The organism is Pseudomonas rubra (genome assembly GCF_028656935.1).
Taxonomy (GTDB): domain Bacteria; phylum Pseudomonadota; class Gammaproteobacteria; order Pseudomonadales; family Pseudomonadaceae; genus Aquipseudomonas; species Aquipseudomonas rubra.
The window spans coordinates 1-15659 of the sequence record NZ_JAMDGZ010000045.1 but is presented as its reverse complement, the minus strand read 5'-3'; the positions used below and the strand labels follow the sequence as shown (position 1 = coordinate 15659).

Sequence of the window (15659 nt, the reverse complement as noted above, 5' to 3'; positions counted from 1 at the left end):
GCCTGGCAATGGCGATTCAGGGGCGAGACGAAATGGAATTCGATAGACAGAACGACAGCATGGCGATCAGGGAGGAAAGGCGACTTTTGCGCCTGAAGGCTCAGCCAGGCGTCGCCTGGGCACAGGCAAGCGCATGGCAAGTGCAATACTGGAGGGTGTGTGGCGTCGATATGCGGGAGATAAGACCTGCGCGCCCAGCGCGGTACGGCGGGCCGGATCCCTGGCATTGGCATGTCTGCGCACTCGTGAACACTCCATTGTTCCAAGCTGCGAAGAGACTAGTACAGGTGCGCTGATGCCGCCATGGCAAAGTGATGGCTTTTGTCAGGTTGAGTTGTGTTCCTATGCGTCAGGCAAACAACTTCAGCACGTCATCCTTCCACTCATGCCCCTGCGGCGACCAGCCCTTGCCCACCGATGGCGGGAAGCCGGAATGGCAATAGCCCTGCTTGCCGGTGAAATCAAACACAGCGTGTGGATGGTCATTGATCAGCAGCACCGCCTTGCTATGGTCCATGGACCAACCTATCTTCACCGTCGAGGGCTTTTCTCGATCGGATATTTCGTCGACGTTATAGATATGCAGCGCATCCTGGATCGGGTTTTCATCAGCGCTGGTGTCCAGGGCATAGAAGTAGCCGGTTTCTTCATCGTCCTCGAAGACGACGACGAATGACCCCTCTTGCGCCGGCGCCTCGATGACGGTTGCGCTTGCGACGTTAAGCTGTTGTTCTGCTGCGAGATAAATGGGCATGCGGACATCCTTGTTACTGCGATAAATTGAAGGCGGCGATAATGCCTAGCCCAGCGTCTTGCCTGCAAGCTCAACGGTCTCAGAAAGTCAGAAAAGCGATGCTCCACAGTGCAGCAAACAACACAAACACGGCAGCAAAAATGAAACGGGTCCAGGTATCGGGAATCACCTTGTCTGCATCGGTTGGGTCGTAATAAACCCCGACCACATCGCCCCTCTCAACCCCGGAAAACTCGCCGCTGAACGTCACCTTCTCGAAGTCGCCAGCAACGGTCGTGAATATCACGGTCGTGCCATTGCTCTCGCCGATATGTCCTCTGCTGCTAACAGTACCTTGCGAGGTACGGATGACATGGGCATCGGCATACTCACCATTGAGCCTGAGATTGAAAAACCAGTAACCCTGGACATAGGCGCCAAAACCAAGGGTCACTAACCCCACCAGCCAGATGAATTTCTTCCACATAGTCGTCAACAAAAAAGTCCATATCAATATGCCATTAGCCCATTTGTGCTAATCGACCCCCCTACTCCCTGACGCTATATTCCCCGTAACACCCCAGTGTTCCCCAACGCCGCGATTATGCGGTGTGTGGGATCGTTTTGCCGGTAAAAAACAGAACAACACCAAGGAAGATGCGCCATGAAACTCAATCCTGCATTCAGCAACATCACCCTGCTCGGCGCTCTGCTGGTCGCCCTCGCCGGCTGCCAGACCATGAAACCCAACGAAGACCGGCTCAAGTCCACTGCGCAGACCACCATTGGCGAGCCGGTGACCAAGATTTCCAACGTGCGCAACGACGCAAGCTCCACCTACTACATCGCCAGTACCGCGTCGGGTGACTACAACTGCGAATTGCCCAGCGGCGTCATGGTCGGCATTGCCTCCATGGGTATGGGCATGAGCGCGCAATGTTACAACAAGAACAGTGGCCGGCCGCAGAACCCGCTGCAGCGTTATTGACCCTGAGCTAGACCGATGGCAGCGAGGCCTTGTGCAGCGCGCGCAACGTGGCGCGTAGCTCGGCCGGGCGCACCGGTTTGGACAGAATCGCGATCTGGCGGTCATGCAAGGCCGCCTGGATCTTTTGCACCTCGTGCCCGGTGAGGATTAGCGCCGGCACTGCCCTGCCCCGTTGGGCCCGCAACTGCTCGATGCACTCGATGCCCGTAACGTGGTTGCCCAGGTCATAGTCGGCAATGATGATGTCACAGTCACTGGCCAGCGCCTGGCCGCTCAATTCGGCCTGCACCTCACAACCCCAACGCTCGAGCAAGGCTTGGGTGGCCAGCAGGACATTGCGGTCATCTTCCACCAGGCACACTTTCAAGCCGGTCAGCAGGCCAACCTGGCTGGCGTGTTCGCGGTGTGCCTGCTGTGCGGGGGCGTTGACCCGCGTCAAACCCCGGAGGCTGACCGCTGTGCCCTGGCCGGGCCGCGAGCGGATCGCCACCTCAATGTTCATCATCCGGCCCAGGCGCCTGACAATCGAAAGCCCCAGGCCCACGCCTTCGACGTCCTTGTCGCGTAGTTGCCGCACGCGGTAGAACTCCTCGAATACCTTGGGCAGCTCATCGGCCGCGATGCCCCGGCCCTGGTCGTAAATGACGATGGCCAACCCCTCACCACGCCTGCGCACGCCGATCAGCACCGGCCGTTGCGCGGCGTATTTGAAACAGTTGGACAGCAGGTTCTGGACCATGGTGGCAAGCAGCGCCGGATCGACCCACACCCAGTGTTCACCGGGATGCAGCCGCAGTTCCACCCCGGCCCAGCGGGCCGCCTCGGCGTTCTGGCGTACCTGATCATGGAGGAACTCACCCAGTTCCACCCGCTGCAAGCTTGCTTGCAGGCGACCGTTGTCGAGGGTGTAAAGATCAAGAATGGAGCGAAACAGTTGCGACACGTTGAGCAGCGAGCGGTCGATGTTATCCACCAGCCGACGTTCTTCATCGCCCAGGTTCGCTTCGCGCAGGCACGCCGTAAACAGGCCGATGGAGTGAATGGGCTGACGCAGGTCGTGACTGGCCTGGGCAAGAAAGCGCGATTTTTCCAGGTTGGCGGCGGTGGCCTCTTCGGAGGCCTTGCGCGTACGTTCGAGCAACAGGTGCGCATAGATGGGGATGACCGTGCTGGTGATCATCAGCATCAACACCATAAACGGTTGTGCCTGCCAGTAAGGCGTCAGTTGGTAAACGGCGAGCAGCGCCAGCAACGCCAGGACGGTGGCGATCGCCAGGTAGCGCGAGCCGTAGCGCATGCCGTTGCCCAGGTTGACCCAGACCATCACTGCATACAGCGGCAGCGCCGCCTCGCCGCCGACCACCAGGCCAAAGCAGGTGCCGGTATAGTCCTGGAGCATGCTGAAAACACGCCGGGCCGGATACACCCCCGGCCAGCGCACGATAACCTGGCGCAGGGTGATCGACAGCAGCAGGAACAGGATGATGTAAATCACGATCGGCAGGTAGGTGTCGACCTGCTGCCCGGGCAAAAAGCCCAGTACGCCGATATAGACCACGGCGATGCAGGCGACAATGATGCGCAGGTTGGCCTGGTCGAGCTCGGTATTTTTCTCGAACTTCATCGGAACATCCTTGTGCGGCAGTCGTCATATCCAGTACGCGCAACGGGCAGCGCCTGTACCCGGTGGTACAGTAGCATGCCTGCAAGCAACGCCAGGCCCAGGGAGGCACTCACCATGGCATGCCGGATCATCATCGCCGACGACCATCCACTGTTTCGCGAAGCGCTGGTACACACCGTTCAGCGTCTGCTGCCCGACGCTCGCATTGAAGAAGCTGGCGACATGGACAGCGTGCTGAGCCTGATCGGGGCTGGCGAGGCGCCGGACACCCTGATCCTCGACCTGCGTTTCCCCGGGCTTACCTGCATCACCCAGTTGATCGAGCTGCGTCAGCAGTTGCGGCGCACCACCTTGATTGTGGTGTCGATGGTCGACGATGAAGCCTTGATCGGCGAGGTAATGGCCGCCGGTATCGACGGCTTCATCGGCAAAAACATCGCCCCGGAACAGATCGGCCAGGCCATCCTGGCCATTCGTGAAGGCGAAGTGCTGGTGCGTTTTGCCCCTTCCGGGCTGTTGCCACTGGACAGCAGCGCTGTGGCAACCACCCTGACCGCGCGCCAGCAAGAGGTGTTGCGGCTGATTGCCCAGGGCAAGACCAACAAGGAAATCGCCCGCGCACTGGACATCTCGCCATTCACCGTACGCATCCATGTGTCATCGTTGCTGCGCACGCTGAACGTGCCTTCACGGGCAGCGGCAGCAGTGAAATACTCCGGGGTCGCCTAAACGCTGATCATCTGCCCCAAGATCAACGCGCCCGGTACCCAGCCGGTGAACACCGCACAGCCCAGGGTCAGCCAGGCCACCTGCTTCTGAATCTTGCGGGCCAGGCCCAGGAGCAGGAAGAAGCTGAACCACAGCACCGTCCAGGCCCCCCAGTTCAGCGCATTCCATAAGCCAAAGGCGCCCTCGCTGTCGATGAACGACTGTACCGTGATGCCAGCGGCGGTGAGGCTGACGAACAGGCAGAACCAGCCCAGCCCGCGGCCATCGGTGCCCAGAAACTGATTGGCCGCCACCCACAGGTAAGTGAAGGCGAACATCAGGGTACAGGCGCCCGCCTTGACCGTGGCGGCGTTAGCATCTGCACCGAAGATCAGGTGCAGGGCCACCAGCAGGCTGAGCACGCCGACCAGCACATTGATCACCGCCACTTCCCGGCCGGCAATGCGGTTGGTCAGCCAGATGCCATTGAGAAACAGCACGGCGCCGACGTAGAGCAGTATTAAACCAAGCATCATGATGAAGTACCTGTTGTTGTTATGGGTGTGAGCAAGTCATTTGCCGCTGTGCTGCTTGAGCAGTTCCCTGGCCAGGGTCAGGATCGATTCGCGCCGCTTCATTGCCTCGCGGGAGAGAAAGCCGTGAGCCTGTTCCTCTTCCCAGTCGTGACGCTTCATCAGCAGGACCTTGGCTCGATTGATATCGGCCTGGTGCTCCAGGCGTTCCTGCAGTTGCGCATTCTTGAGCTTGAGCCTGGCCGCCTCTTCACTGTTGCGCCGCGCCGCCACCAGCACCGGCAGGACCCGGTGGCTGTCCAGTGGCTGGGTGATCACGCCATGGGCCCCCAGTTCGAGGATCTGCGACAGCACCGCCGGGCTTTCGTAGTCGACCAGCGCCACCAGGGTGGTGCGTGGGTCGCCCGTGCGTACCAGGGCGTGAATCACCTCGTGGTGATGGTTCTGAAAAACCCCGGTGAAGATCAGGTCGACCGCCACCTCCAGGGTCTGGGTCGGCGGCCACAACTGGCGCACGCTGCAACCGATACGGATCAACTGCAGCACCAGGGCATCACTGACCGCCCCGGGCGGGTTGATGACCAGCACCTGCAGCTCGCGCAGGGTGCTGAGAATAGGCGTAGGGCTCATGGCTGCGCCTCGCTGGCCATGCTCGCCGACCAGTCATCGAGGTTGTGCACCACCACATAGGGGTCGGGCCGAATCGGCTGTGGTGCTTGCCACTTGACCTGGAACACCCCGGCCGAATCGATCTCGGCAATGCACGAGGTCAGGTGGCTGTGGTTGTTCTGCTGCTCGATCCAGACCTTGCCTTGCGGTGCATCGAGGCTTGCGCCGTACAGATGGCGCAGCACCGCTTCGCTGCGATCGCTGTCGCCGCGGTGCATCGCCTGGCCCAGCAACAAGGTCTGCCAGTAAGCGGTCTCACTCCAGGCGGTGATGCTCACATCCTCGGGGAAAAACGCCCGGCAGGCCTGGACAAACGCCTGGCTGGCCGCGGTCTGGATGCTGGAAAAATACGGCGCCACTACCACGTGGCCTTCGGCGACATCAGCGCCCATCTTCGCCACTTCCGCCTCGCTGGTGGTCAGGCTGGCAATCGGCGGCCTGGCCGAGGTGCTGTAGCGGCTGGCGATGGCCCGATACAGCTCGGCGGTACCGGTACCGACCACGGTCGAGAACACCACGTCGGCCTGGGCCCGGGCAATGCGCTCGACCGCCTGGCGGATGTCGTCGTCGCAGGGGTACAGGGGAATGTAGATTTCATCCACGACCTTGCCGCCGTGCTGGCGATACAGGTGGCGCATGACATGGTTGCTTTCGCGCGGATAGATATAGTCAGAGCCAATGAACACGACCCGCTCGCCATAGTGGCGAATCAGGTAGGCGGCCAAGGGTGCACTGTTCTGGTTTGGCGCAGGTCCCCCATAGAGGATGTTCGGCGAGTACTCGAAGCCCTCGTAGGGCGTGGGGTAGCACAGCAGCGCGTCGAGCCGCTCGATCACCGGCATCACCACCTTGCGGGTGTGCGACATGTAGCAGCCGACCAGCAGTTCGACGCCCTGGTTGCGGATCAACTCTTCGGCATACAGCCGGTAGCGGTCCGGGTCGCCGCCGGGGTCGCGCAACAGTGCTTTGATGGGGCGGCCATTGACGCCGCCCTGCGCGTTCAATTGCTCGATTGCCAACAAGGCGCCGTAGCGCTGCGAGCGCTCGATGTCCGAGGTCACCCCGGTTTCGGAAAACAGCAAGCCGATCAACGGCGGTTGCGTGGGATTGGCCATGATTGCCCTCTGCTGCAGGTGGACACGCGGTTACAGGGGAATAAAGCCGATGCGTCCTTGCTCCAGCCGTGCCAGATACAGGGTAGTCGTGCCGGGTTGCTCACCGCTTTGATGTTTATCCAGCAGGAACTGCGCCAGCGGCACCTCCAGGCGGCTGCGCAAGCTGCGCCGTAATGAACGGGCGCCAAACTGGCGATCGAAGCCGCTGCGCGCCAGGCTCTGCAGCAGTGCCGGCTCCAGTTCCAATTGACAGTGATGCCGCGTCAGGCGTCGGTTCAGGCGACGCAGTTCCAGGGCCACCAGTTGCTCGACAATGGGTTGTTCGATCCAGTTGAAGGTGACGATGCTGTCGATGCGATTGACGAATTCCGGGGCAAAGGCGCCGATCAGCTTGTCGCGCACCAGGCGCTCGATGTCCTGATGACGGCTTGCGGCCGGGCGCGGCAACCAACGCCCGGGCCAGCGGCTGCGGCGTTCGTCATAGCGCTGGATTTCCCGGGCCGCAAGGTTGCTGGTCATGAAGATCAGGCTGTTGCGAAAACTGTAGGTGCGCTCCCCCGAGGCCACCGTCAGCATGCCATTGTCGAAGACGTTGAGCAGTGCGTGGGTGACCTCGACGCTGGCTTTCTCCAGTTCATCGAACAACACGATACCGGGCCGGCCAAGGCTGCCTTCAAGCTTGTCCTGGTCCAGCAGCGTGGTGCCTTCCTTGGCGCCGACGTAGCCTGGCGGTGCACCGGTCAATGCCGCGGCGTAGTGCTCTTGGGACAAGGTGTTCATGTCGACCCGGCAAAAAGCATCGGCATCGCCATGCAGCGCACGGGCCAGGGCACGGACGATTTCCGTCTTGCCGACCCCGGTGGGCCCGAGAAACAACGCCACGAACAGCGGCCGGCGCGGGTCGGTGATATCCGCGCGGATCACCTGGAGCATGTCCTGCACCAGTTGGAGCGCGGCATCCTGGCCGAGTATTTCCTCACGCAGGCTGGCCATGATCGCCTCGACATCAAAGCGAAAGCGGCTGTGCAACCCGCTCTGGTGCTGCAGGTGACGCTGCACCGGGTTGTCGCTGGCGACGTTTTCGCAGGCCAGGGCGCTGGCCTGGTCCTGACGACGCTGGGTCTGTTCGAGCATTTCATTGATAAATGGCATGGGCTGCCCTTTTTGTTTTTGTCATTGGCGGATGGCCGCTACAGCCTGACAGGCGTCAGGCCGCAGCGGCCGGCACTCAGGCTTGTTTTTCCAGCCCGTCATACGGCAGCTTGCCGACCGGGCACTGGGCCACCCCGGACGTTGTGCGGGTAATGGCTTGCACCTGTTCGCGGGCTTTTTCCGCGTCGTTGACCCAGGTCTTGTAGAACTCGAACGGGCATTCGGCCAGGCCCTTGTCGCCCTCCCCCGATGCGTGCAGGCCGCTGTAACCTCGGTGCAGGATCTTGAACAGGTGATTCTGCGACTGGTCGTTGGCGCGGGCGTCGCGAATCTGCGACAGCGACAACTGTGCGTACTGGATACCCATCTCCTCTTCACCACACTCGCCCAGGGTACGCCCATCGAAACCGATGATCGCCGAGTGGCCGAAGTAGGAGTACACCCCGTCGAAGCCGGCGGCGTTGGCCACTGCCACATAGCAGTTGTTGGCCCAGGCCATGGCCTTGGCCATCAGCACTTGTTGTTCCTTGGCCGGGTACATATAGCCCTGGCAGCGCACGATCAGCTCGGCGCCCTTCATCGCGCAATCACGCCAGATTTCCGGGTAGTTGCCATCGTCACAGATGATCAAGCTGATCTTCAGGCCCTTGGGGCCTTCGCTGACGAAAGTCTGGTTGCCCGGGTACCACCCTTCGATCGGGCACCAGGGGATGATCTTGCGGTACTTCTGGACGACTTCGCCCTTGTTGTTGATCAGTACCAGGGTGTTGTACGGCGCCTTGCGCGGGTGTTCTTCGTGGCGCTCACCGGTGAGCGAAAACACGCCCCAGGTGCCTGCCTTGCGGCAGGCGCGAGAGAAGATTTCGGTTTCATCGCCGGGAATGCTGACTGCGGTTTCATACATCTCTGCCGGGTCGTACATGATGCCCTGCAGGCTGTACTCGGGAAAAATCACCAGGTCCATGCCAGGCAGTCCCTGCTTCATGCCGACGATCATTGCGGCGATCCGTTCGGCGTTGTCCAGGACCTGCTCGCGGTTGTGCAGCCGTGGCATCTTGTAGTTGACCACGGCGACGCCGACGGTGTCGTTGCTGCTGGAAATATCACCATGACGCATAGCGCTTACCTCTTCTTGTAGTTTTTTACGGACAAAAAAAAGCCCTCCCGGGACAGGTCCCGGAAGAGCTCATTTGCTCTGTGCTGCTATGGAATGTGGTTGCCCGCGTGCATCGACGTTGATGCTGGCGAGCTGTGAGTGAAGTTATAGGCCCGTGGGCAAATGACTGTCAAGGGCCTGTTGCGTTGCAAGGTTACTGACGCTTGCCAGCGGTGTCGGTCAGGCTCATGGCTCACCCTCATAGCTGCTGGTGCGCCGATCAGCCATTGCTGGTCTGCGGCAGGTGGGTTCAAAGGCACATTCTCGTCAGGCAGCGAGCAACCACGAAGGGTCAGGCGCACCACCGAATCGGCCGAGGCGTCCAATAGTGCATCACGAATGGCCTGGCGCGCAGCACGGTCCTCCAGGTGCAGCTCAATCAGCGCGTGGCTTGTGCTGATACCTGACTTTTTATTCGACAAAAGCTTGAGCTGGGTGAAGACAACCACCGTGTCTGCCACCTGCAGTGTCACGTAAGGCAACTGCCCTACGTGCCCATCCCACGGCACCAGGCCGATCCGCGCCAGTGCAACATTTGCCAACTTCGATCAGCTGTTTAACGTTGCTGACCTGGTCAGCGCGATTAAACGCGGCCAGGGTGTAGCGAAAGCCGAAGCCAAAACCCACTTCGCGCAGGTACACCGGCCCCAGCGGGGTGGGGATTTCAATCGACAGCTTACCGGCCTGACCGTACAGGAAGAATGCCGGACGCACTTCGCCACTGGGCCCGCGCAACTCGAAGGTGAACAGGTTGAAGAAGTTGACGGTTTTTTTCGGCTCGACCGCCACCTGGAACTCGATCGCCCGCAACAGCAACGAGGCATCGCGGGCCAAGGGCGCTTTGTCCAGGGTGATCACCAGGTCGCCGAAGTTCTTCAGCAGGCCATCCATGAACTCACCCGCACGCGGATTGAAATGCGCCGTGCCGCTGAGGGTGAAGTAGAAGTGATAGCCCGCCCCTTCCTTGGAAAAATCCTGAAACTGGAAGCCGATGGCGGTCAAGGTCAAGGTCAAGGTCAAGGTAAAGCGGGTGCCGTGGCACACCAGCGGGTCGGCAGACTTGTCCAGGGTCGCCTCGGCGCTCTGCACGATCAACTGGTCGTTTTTGCCCGGGCCCATCGAGATCGAAATGGTCGCATTGGCTTCGCCGACCAACTCCGGTGGCAGTTGCCCGGCGCCTTTGATGGAGAAGGCCTGGATCTGGCTGTTTTGAATGGCCAGGCTGCCGTGGTCGAAACGAAACGGCATGTCGACCCCCGCCAGTTGCACCGGGGCGTCGGGGTCGACCTTGGCACGCAGGTCCAGCCCGCTGCGCGACAGGCCCAGGGTGTCGACCTGGAACACCAGGCCACGGCCACCACTGGCGACCTTGCCATTGTTCAACTCAAGCCGCGCACCTTCGGCCAGGGCCAGACGCACATCGCCTTGGGAAAAGTCGAGCAGGTAAAACGCAAAGGGCTCGGTTTTGTCAGCCGCTATCTTTTTGACAATCTTGCCGCTGAGGCCGAATACATCGAAATTGTTCTTCTGCGGGTCGCCCTTGATCTCGATTTTTTCCGGGGTAGTGAATTGCACCCTGAAGGTGGCCAGGTCCAGCCTTACCTCCAGGGGGAACTGCATCTGTGTTTCAGCGATGTTGAGCGTGGCCTCGATAACCAGGCTGGCCTGGCCATTCTTGACCCCTGGAACTTGGCCGTGCCCAGGCAAACGTACTGGTTCAAACGCTTGAGAAGTTCTGGCGTGGCGCCCTGTGGGGTGGTCTTGGGCGATTGCAGAAACGGCAGCAAGCGCTCGCTGGCGTCGGGCGCGACCTGTACATCGATGTTCAGGGCGGCCCAATCGGCAGGCGCGTACACAACCGGCCCGCTGATGCTGGTGATATCACCCGGAACACCGGGTATCTGCACCACCTTGGCCTGCATCTGTTCGAAAAAACTGACCTTGCCGGCGCAATAGCGAAACAGCACCAGAGGTTGGCGGGTGTTGACCTGCACCTCGATCAAACGCTTGGCGGGCCGTTTCCCGTCCTTGTCGGTATCGCGCACCGCTTCCAGGGTTTTGCTGCTCGATAGCCACAGGTCAGTCTTGATCCGCAGTGGTTGTGTATGGCCGGTCAGCGCAACCAGCGCAATGCTCAACGGCCCGTCGAAATCGATCAGCAGCGACGGTTTCACCTCCAAAGGCAGTTCGAGCTCAAGGCCCAGTGCCTGGCCGGAAAACTTCTCGGGCGTCGCATCGCGCCACGAGGGGACAGCAGAATCTGGTGCAAGGCGTAGGTGCTGGCATCCAGGCGGACCTCCAGCAGCAGATGCGCGTCAGGCACGGTCGGCTTTTTGAGCACCTCAAGCAGCCAGCTCATCGCTTGTTCAAGGCACTCGCCGATTGCCTCGGCCACCCCCAGCAAGCCATCGAGTGCGGTACCCGCCAGCTCCAGCAGCCACTTCACCGCCGCCCCCGCCATCGCCACGATGCGTTCGAGCAGGTTCAACAACCCGGTGTCGGGGCTACCCGCCGAAGGCAATGGGGTAGCGCTGATCAAACGCAGCAGCCCCTGCGCGGCGTCTGCTGCTTCACGTACCAGCAGGCAATGCTCACTTGCCCAAGGCTGGCAAAACTGACCTTGAGTAACTCCGCCTGATCTGTAGCTCCCGGGGCTTGCGGATCAAGAAGGTGCAGGTCGATTGCCAGGTGCGCCTGCAGCGAGGCATGGGCGCCTGGGGCTATCTTGACCCCCAGAAAACCCTCAATGCTCAGGTCGAGCACACAGTTGTGCCAGGTTGGCGTGCAACAGGTCGCGAGCCTTTTCCAGTTCGGCAATCGCGGCGGCCCCTGTTGTGCTCCTGAGCTGTGCGAGCTTTTCCTGGATCGCGCTCCAGCTCATGAGTTTGTCGTTGTCAATCGGGGCCGCGGATAGCACAAAGCCGGGTTGCAGCGTAAAGACCGCGTTGCCACTCGTGCCGTTGCGCGTGTCGCTCACCTCCAGCGCGATGGACTGAACCTTCAAGTCATCGTCAGTGTTGGCTTTGATGTTGATCTGGTGCCCAGCGTTGTCCCATCGATGAATTGCTATAGCCTTCATGGCCACCCCTAAATGTTTGGCGGCGCACTGCACACTTATCGCCTATCGTCTGATAGGAGCACGCTTTGGGGATATTGCCAGTACGCCAGTGCATTTCGATGACGCATTGGAGCAGGCACCATGACAAGCTTTGATCTGCTTTCACGGGTGTGGGGTGAGACCCGTGATGTCATGCCCAAGGACGCTGGCAAGCCGTCCGCCAGGCGTTTGCAGGCGGTGGTGGCCAAACTCGCTACTGCCGCTCACAAACGCGGCCTGGAGGGGCAGTTGCGGGCACGGCCCGCGCCGCAGGTCGACAGCCCGCAAGCCCAGCGTTACCTGGAGACCCGCGAGACAGTCGCTGCGGTGCAAGCCGGTACCTATGCAGGCAACCCCCTGCCCGCCCGCGCAGCGCTGCTGGAGATCAACCCAAATGGTACGCCGCGCCTCGGCCCCCAGGCGCCCAAGGCCCTTGCCTGGGTGCTTGACAGCGACACCTTTGGCGGCGACGAGTACATTGTCGGCGACGGCAGCGATGGGCGCCTGTACAAGCTGTTCGAGTCCGACAAGGTCCCGGCCGAGGACGAACTGCCCTTCGCTTCGGCGGTGACCGGCAGCGGCTTGCTAGAGCCCGAATCTCCTAACCCTTATGGCCGGCTGTCCTGGATCATCGGGATCGCGGCCGCGCTGGTGTTCACCCTGGGTGCGGTCACCTCGATCGCCACCGGCCACGTCATGAACACTGCCAAGTCCCAGATAAGCGCCAGCCTGCCGGGGGCTCAGTACAGTCTGCTCAACCGTCTGGTGGAGGTCTGCGTCAATGACGCTGCGGCATTTCCAGCAGCGCAACCCTCACAGGTGTGCTCAAGGGTGCTGGAGGACGGCAAGCCGCCGGCACTGATCAACAACAAGAGGGTCTGGAACAACCCGCAAACAGCCCTGGGCCTGCTTGCCGACCAAGACCGTTGTAAAGCGCCAGGCTGTGACGCCCTGTGGCGAGCGGCGCTGATCGCGGAACCAGCGACGCCGGATTACTTCAAGACGCTGAGCACCTACCTGGGTTCGGTCGATACGCTTACAGGCGCTATCTCGATACGGCTACCGTTCCTGATGCTGATGGCTGGCCTTGGCGGCCTGGTCATTGCCCTGGGCCTGGGCACCAAACAACGCGTGGCCGGCATCTGGATCGATTCACGCAACCGTGTTTCATTGGCCCGTGCGCAAGTCACCCTGTGGACCGTGGTGGTGCTGTCCGGTTATGCCGCGCTGGCCTTGTTCAACATCGGCTTCGCCGACCTGCACGCTGACCAGGTGCTGAATCTGTTCCCGCAAATGCCCAACCCGATTGCGGCAGCGCTGGGTATTGCGATTGTTACGCCGATGCTCTCTGCGCTGATCCTGCCCACCAAAATCCCCAAGACCAAGGGCCTGGAACTGGACATAGCCGATGCCAGCACTGACCTGCGCAAACGTGGGGCGCCCTTCCTCGGCGCACAATCCCTGGGCCTGGACATGAACGCGTCACCGCAACAGGCCTCGATCACCGACCTGTTCATGGGCGAAGAAAAACCTGATGCCGACACCGTTGATATCGCCCGCCTGCAGAATGTGGTGATCACCGTGGTGCTGGTGCTGGGTTACTTCACCCTGCTGCTGAAGATGACCAGCAGCATCAGCGCAGTGACGCTGCTCGGCGCCAATCAGGCGGTGTTCGGCACTCTGCCCAACCCCGATGCGACATTCACCTCTTTGCTGCTGGTCAGCCATGCGACCTACCTGGTCGCCAAGGCCTATGATTCGCGGGCGCCATCGGCAAAACCCGACGTCGCCGACTGAGCCGGGCCCTGGTTACATTTCAACCTGGGTACCCAGCTCGATCACCCGGTTCAGCGGCAGGTTGAAGTACTTGAGGTTGCTGTTGGCGTTCTTCAACAGGAAGGCAAACAGCGCCTCACGCCAGCGCGCCATGCCGATACGCTTGGTGGGGATCACGGTTTCGCGGCTGAGGAAATAGGTAGTGACCATCGGGCTGAAGTCCAGCTCGTCGAGGTGACACAGCTGCAGCGCGGCCGGGACGTCGGGCTCTTCGATAAAGCCAAAGTTGAGGTTGACCCGGTAGAAGCCTTCACCGTAGCTCTGCACTTCAAAGCGCTGCGCCGCCGGCACCCGTGGGCGGTCCTGGGCGACCACGGTGAGCAACACCACCCGCTCATGCAGCACCTGGTTATGCAGCAGGTTGTGCAGCAGGGCGTGGGGCACGGCATCGGCGCGGGCGGTGAGGAACACTGCCGTGCCGCGCACCCGGTGCGGCGGCTGCGCGGCGATGCTGCTGATGAACAGCGGCAGCGGCAAGGCTGTTTCGTCCAGGCGCTCGACAATGATCTTGCGCCCGCGCTTCCAGGTGGTCATCAGGATGAACAAGGCGATGCCGGCGATCACCGGAAAGGCGCCGCCCTGGAATATCTTTGGCGCGTTGGCGGCAAAGTACAGGCTGTCGACCAGCAAAAAGCCCAGCAGCAACGGCACCGCCAGCCAGCGCGGTGCTTTCCACAGCAGCAAGACCACGGCCGAAGACAGCAAGGTGGTGATCAACATGGTCCCGGTTACCGCCACACCGTAGGCCGCCGCCAGTGCGCCGGACGACTCGAAGCCGATCACCAGCAGCACCACACCGACCATCAGCGCCCAGTTCACCGTGCCGATGTAGATCTGCCCCTGTTCCTGGCTGGAGGTGTGCTGGATGAACATGCGCGGCACATAGCCCAGCTGGATCGCCTGGCGCGTCAGCGAAAAAGCACCGGAGATCACCGCCTGGGAGGCAATGATGGTCGCCAGGGTAGCCAGGGCGATCATCGGCAGCAGCGCCCAGTCCGGGGCCAGCAGGTAGAACGGGTTGCGCACCGCCTCGGGGTTGCCGAGGATCAGCGCGCCCTGGCCGAAATAGTTGAGCACCAGGCCTGGCAGTACCAGCAGGATCCAGGCACGGGCAATGGGCTTGCGGCCAAAGTGACCCATGTCGGCATACAGCGCTTCGGCGCCGGTCAGGGCCAGCACCACCGCACCCAGAATCGCCACGCCCATGCCCGGGTGGACAATAAAGAAGTTCACCGCCCAGGTCGGGTTCATCGCCAGCAACACTTCCGGGCGCTGGACGATGCCGTAGATGCCCAGTGCGCCCAGCACGCTGAACCACAAGACCATGACCGGACCGAAGAGGATGCCGATCCGCGCGGTGCCATGCTTCTGGATCAGAAACAGCGCCACCAGCACCACCACCGCCAAGGGCACGACCCAGTGATTGATGCCATCGAAGGCCAGTTGCAGGCCCTCCACTGCCGACAACACCGAAATCGCCGGGGTGATCATGCTGTCGCCATAGAACAGCGCAGCGCCAAACAGCCCGAGCAACACCAGCACCTTGCTCAATCGTGGATAAGGCGCTGCCGCGCGCCGGGCCAGGGCGGTCAGGGCCATGATCCCGCCCTCGCCCTGGTTGTCGGCGCGTAACACGAACAGTACGTACTTGATGGTCACCACCCAGATCAGCGACCAGAACACCAGTGACAGAATGCCGAGCACACCGTCATGGTTGGCCTGCACGCCGTAATGGCCGGAAAAGACTTCCTTGAGGGTGTACAACGGACTGGTGCCGATGTCGCCATAGACCACGCCGGCGGCGGCGATCAACAGGCTCAGTGACGAGGTTTTTACAGGGGAATGGGCGCTTTCTGAAGGTGCGGCTTGGCTCACGGCAGGACGTCTCGAAGAAATGCGCGGGCAGTATCCCTGTCTGCGTAATGCGTCTGCGTAAAAAGTCCGTAAAATTTTCTTACACTTCTACTGGCCTCGACACGCGCTAGCGCCATGCACCCAGGCTGACAACGCCGCCCTTACAGACCAGGCACGTTGCAACAAATGTGGGA

17 protein-coding genes are annotated in these 15659 nt (G+C 61.3%); 3 read left to right on the top strand and 14 right to left on the bottom strand.

Translation table 11 applies throughout. The features are described 5' to 3' along the window. Positions 1–349: 349 nt before the first annotated feature. Both M5G17_RS19685 and M5G17_RS19680 read right to left on the bottom strand, forming a co-directional pair. Positions 350–754, bottom strand: coding sequence for a DUF2251 domain-containing protein (locus M5G17_RS19685; protein WP_273894587.1), 405 nt, complete (start codon positions 752–754; stop codon positions 350–352). Between the two features lie 79 nt (positions 755–833). Beyond that, positions 834–1229: a DUF3592 domain-containing protein gene (locus M5G17_RS19680; RefSeq protein WP_273894586.1), complete on the bottom strand. Its 396-nt coding sequence runs from the start codon at positions 1227–1229 to the stop codon at positions 834–836. A gap of 168 nt (positions 1230–1397) precedes the next feature. Between M5G17_RS19680 and M5G17_RS19675 the strand changes: the two genes are divergently transcribed. Next, complete coding sequence (locus M5G17_RS19675) at positions 1398–1721, top strand: hypothetical protein (protein ID WP_273894585.1); 324 nt, start codon at positions 1398–1400, stop codon at positions 1719–1721. A gap of 7 nt (positions 1722–1728) precedes the next feature. Here the strand turns inward: M5G17_RS19675 and M5G17_RS19670 are convergent, their stop codons facing one another. Further along, positions 1729–3345 (bottom strand): hybrid sensor histidine kinase/response regulator, encoded by a 1617-nt coding sequence (locus tag M5G17_RS19670; protein ID WP_273894584.1) that lies wholly within the window; start codon positions 3343–3345, stop codon positions 1729–1731. A gap of 114 nt (positions 3346–3459) precedes the next feature. Between M5G17_RS19670 and M5G17_RS19665 the strand changes: the two genes are divergently transcribed. After that, positions 3460–4074 (top strand): LuxR C-terminal-related transcriptional regulator, encoded by a 615-nt coding sequence (locus M5G17_RS19665; protein WP_273894583.1) that lies wholly within the window; start codon positions 3460–3462, stop codon positions 4072–4074. Here the strand turns inward: M5G17_RS19665 and M5G17_RS19660 are convergent. The 10 genes from M5G17_RS19660 to M5G17_RS19615 form a co-directional block, all read right to left on the bottom strand. After that, positions 4071–4589 carry an AmiS/UreI family transporter gene (locus M5G17_RS19660; RefSeq protein WP_273894582.1) on the bottom strand — a complete coding sequence of 173 codons (519 nt, stop codon included), beginning with the start codon at positions 4587–4589 and terminating at the stop codon, positions 4071–4073. The two genes, M5G17_RS19665 and M5G17_RS19660, sit on opposite strands and share 4 nt — an antisense overlap. Positions 4590–4625: 36 nt before the next feature. Continuing rightward, positions 4626–5216 (bottom strand): ANTAR domain-containing response regulator, encoded by a 591-nt coding sequence (locus tag M5G17_RS19655; RefSeq protein ID WP_273894581.1) that lies wholly within the window; start codon positions 5214–5216, stop codon positions 4626–4628. After that, positions 5213–6370, bottom strand: a complete 1158-nt coding sequence (locus M5G17_RS19650) for a transporter substrate-binding domain-containing protein (RefSeq protein ID WP_273894580.1) — start codon at positions 6368–6370, stop codon at positions 5213–5215. Before M5G17_RS19650 ends, M5G17_RS19655 begins: the two co-directional genes overlap by 4 nt. A gap of 30 nt (positions 6371–6400) precedes the next feature. Beyond that, the gene (locus M5G17_RS19645) at positions 6401–7522 is read right to left on the bottom strand and encodes an AAA family ATPase (RefSeq protein ID WP_273894579.1); all 1122 of its coding nucleotides are present in this window, start codon (positions 7520–7522) and stop codon (positions 6401–6403) included. A 76-nt stretch (positions 7523–7598) separates the two neighbouring features. Beyond that, the gene (locus tag M5G17_RS19640; RefSeq protein ID WP_273894578.1) at positions 7599–8639 is read right to left on the bottom strand and encodes an aliphatic amidase; all 1041 of its coding nucleotides are present in this window, start codon (positions 8637–8639) and stop codon (positions 7599–7601) included. An 86-nt stretch (positions 8640–8725) separates the two neighbouring features. Beyond that, positions 8726–9127, bottom strand: coding sequence for a hypothetical protein (locus tag M5G17_RS19635; protein ID WP_273894577.1), 402 nt, complete (start codon positions 9125–9127; stop codon positions 8726–8728). Next, positions 9090–10298 carry a hypothetical protein gene (locus M5G17_RS19630; protein WP_273894576.1) on the bottom strand — a complete coding sequence of 403 codons (1209 nt, stop codon included), beginning with the start codon at positions 10296–10298 and terminating at the stop codon, positions 9090–9092. Before M5G17_RS19630 ends, M5G17_RS19635 begins: the two co-directional genes overlap by 38 nt. Beyond that, positions 10277–10858, bottom strand: coding sequence for a hypothetical protein (locus M5G17_RS19625; protein ID WP_273894575.1), 582 nt, complete (start codon positions 10856–10858; stop codon positions 10277–10279). Before M5G17_RS19625 ends, M5G17_RS19630 begins: the two co-directional genes overlap by 22 nt. Next, positions 10849–11217: a hypothetical protein gene (locus tag M5G17_RS19620; RefSeq protein WP_273894574.1), complete on the bottom strand. Its 369-nt coding sequence runs from the start codon at positions 11215–11217 to the stop codon at positions 10849–10851. The genes M5G17_RS19625 and M5G17_RS19620 overlap by 10 nt, the downstream gene beginning before the upstream one ends. Positions 11218–11421: 204 nt before the next feature. After that, entirely contained in the window at positions 11422–11757 is a 336-nt protein-coding gene (locus M5G17_RS19615; protein WP_273894573.1) for a hypothetical protein, read from the bottom strand. A gap of 120 nt (positions 11758–11877) precedes the next feature. Between M5G17_RS19615 and M5G17_RS19610 the strand changes: the two genes are divergently transcribed. Next, positions 11878–13572 carry a hypothetical protein gene (locus M5G17_RS19610; protein ID WP_273894572.1) on the top strand — a complete coding sequence of 565 codons (1695 nt, stop codon included), beginning with the start codon at positions 11878–11880 and terminating at the stop codon, positions 13570–13572. A gap of 12 nt (positions 13573–13584) precedes the next feature. Here M5G17_RS19610 and M5G17_RS19605 read toward each other — a convergent pair whose 3' ends face one another. After that, positions 13585–15432, bottom strand: a complete 1848-nt coding sequence (locus M5G17_RS19605; RefSeq protein WP_420793392.1) for a potassium transporter Kup — start codon at positions 15430–15432, stop codon at positions 13585–13587. Between the last annotated feature and the right edge of the window lie 227 nt (positions 15433–15659).

Bases quoted from the DNA above. Each gene is read 5' to 3' on its own strand.
- M5G17_RS19685 (WP_273894587.1), bottom strand. From the start codon at position 754: ATGCCCATTTATCTCGCAGCAGAACAACAGCTTAACGTCGCAAGCGCA.
- M5G17_RS19675 (WP_273894585.1), top strand. From the start codon at position 1,398: ATGAAACTCAATCCTGCATTCAGCAACATCACCCTGCTCGGCGCTCTG.
- M5G17_RS19670 (WP_273894584.1), bottom strand. From the start codon at position 3,345: ATGAAGTTCGAGAAAAATACCGAGCTCGACCAGGCCAACCTGCGCATC.
- M5G17_RS19665 (WP_273894583.1), top strand. From the start codon at position 3,460: ATGGCATGCCGGATCATCATCGCCGACGACCATCCACTGTTTCGCGAA.
- M5G17_RS19660 (WP_273894582.1), bottom strand. From the start codon at position 4,589: ATGATGCTTGGTTTAATACTGCTCTACGTCGGCGCCGTGCTGTTTCTC.
- M5G17_RS19655 (WP_273894581.1), bottom strand. From the start codon at position 5,216: ATGAGCCCTACGCCTATTCTCAGCACCCTGCGCGAGCTGCAGGTGCTG.
- M5G17_RS19650 (WP_273894580.1), bottom strand. From the start codon at position 6,370: ATGGCCAATCCCACGCAACCGCCGTTGATCGGCTTGCTGTTTTCCGAA.
- M5G17_RS19645 (WP_273894579.1), bottom strand. From the start codon at position 7,522: ATGCCATTTATCAATGAAATGCTCGAACAGACCCAGCGTCGTCAGGAC.
- M5G17_RS19640 (WP_273894578.1), bottom strand. From the start codon at position 8,639: ATGCGTCATGGTGATATTTCCAGCAGCAACGACACCGTCGGCGTCGCC.
- M5G17_RS19630 (WP_273894576.1), bottom strand. From the start codon at position 10,298: ATGCAGTTCCCCCTGGAGGTAAGGCTGGACCTGGCCACCTTCAGGGTG.
- M5G17_RS19615 (WP_273894573.1), bottom strand. From the start codon at position 11,757: ATGAAGGCTATAGCAATTCATCGATGGGACAACGCTGGGCACCAGATC.
- M5G17_RS19610 (WP_273894572.1), top strand. From the start codon at position 11,878: ATGACAAGCTTTGATCTGCTTTCACGGGTGTGGGGTGAGACCCGTGAT.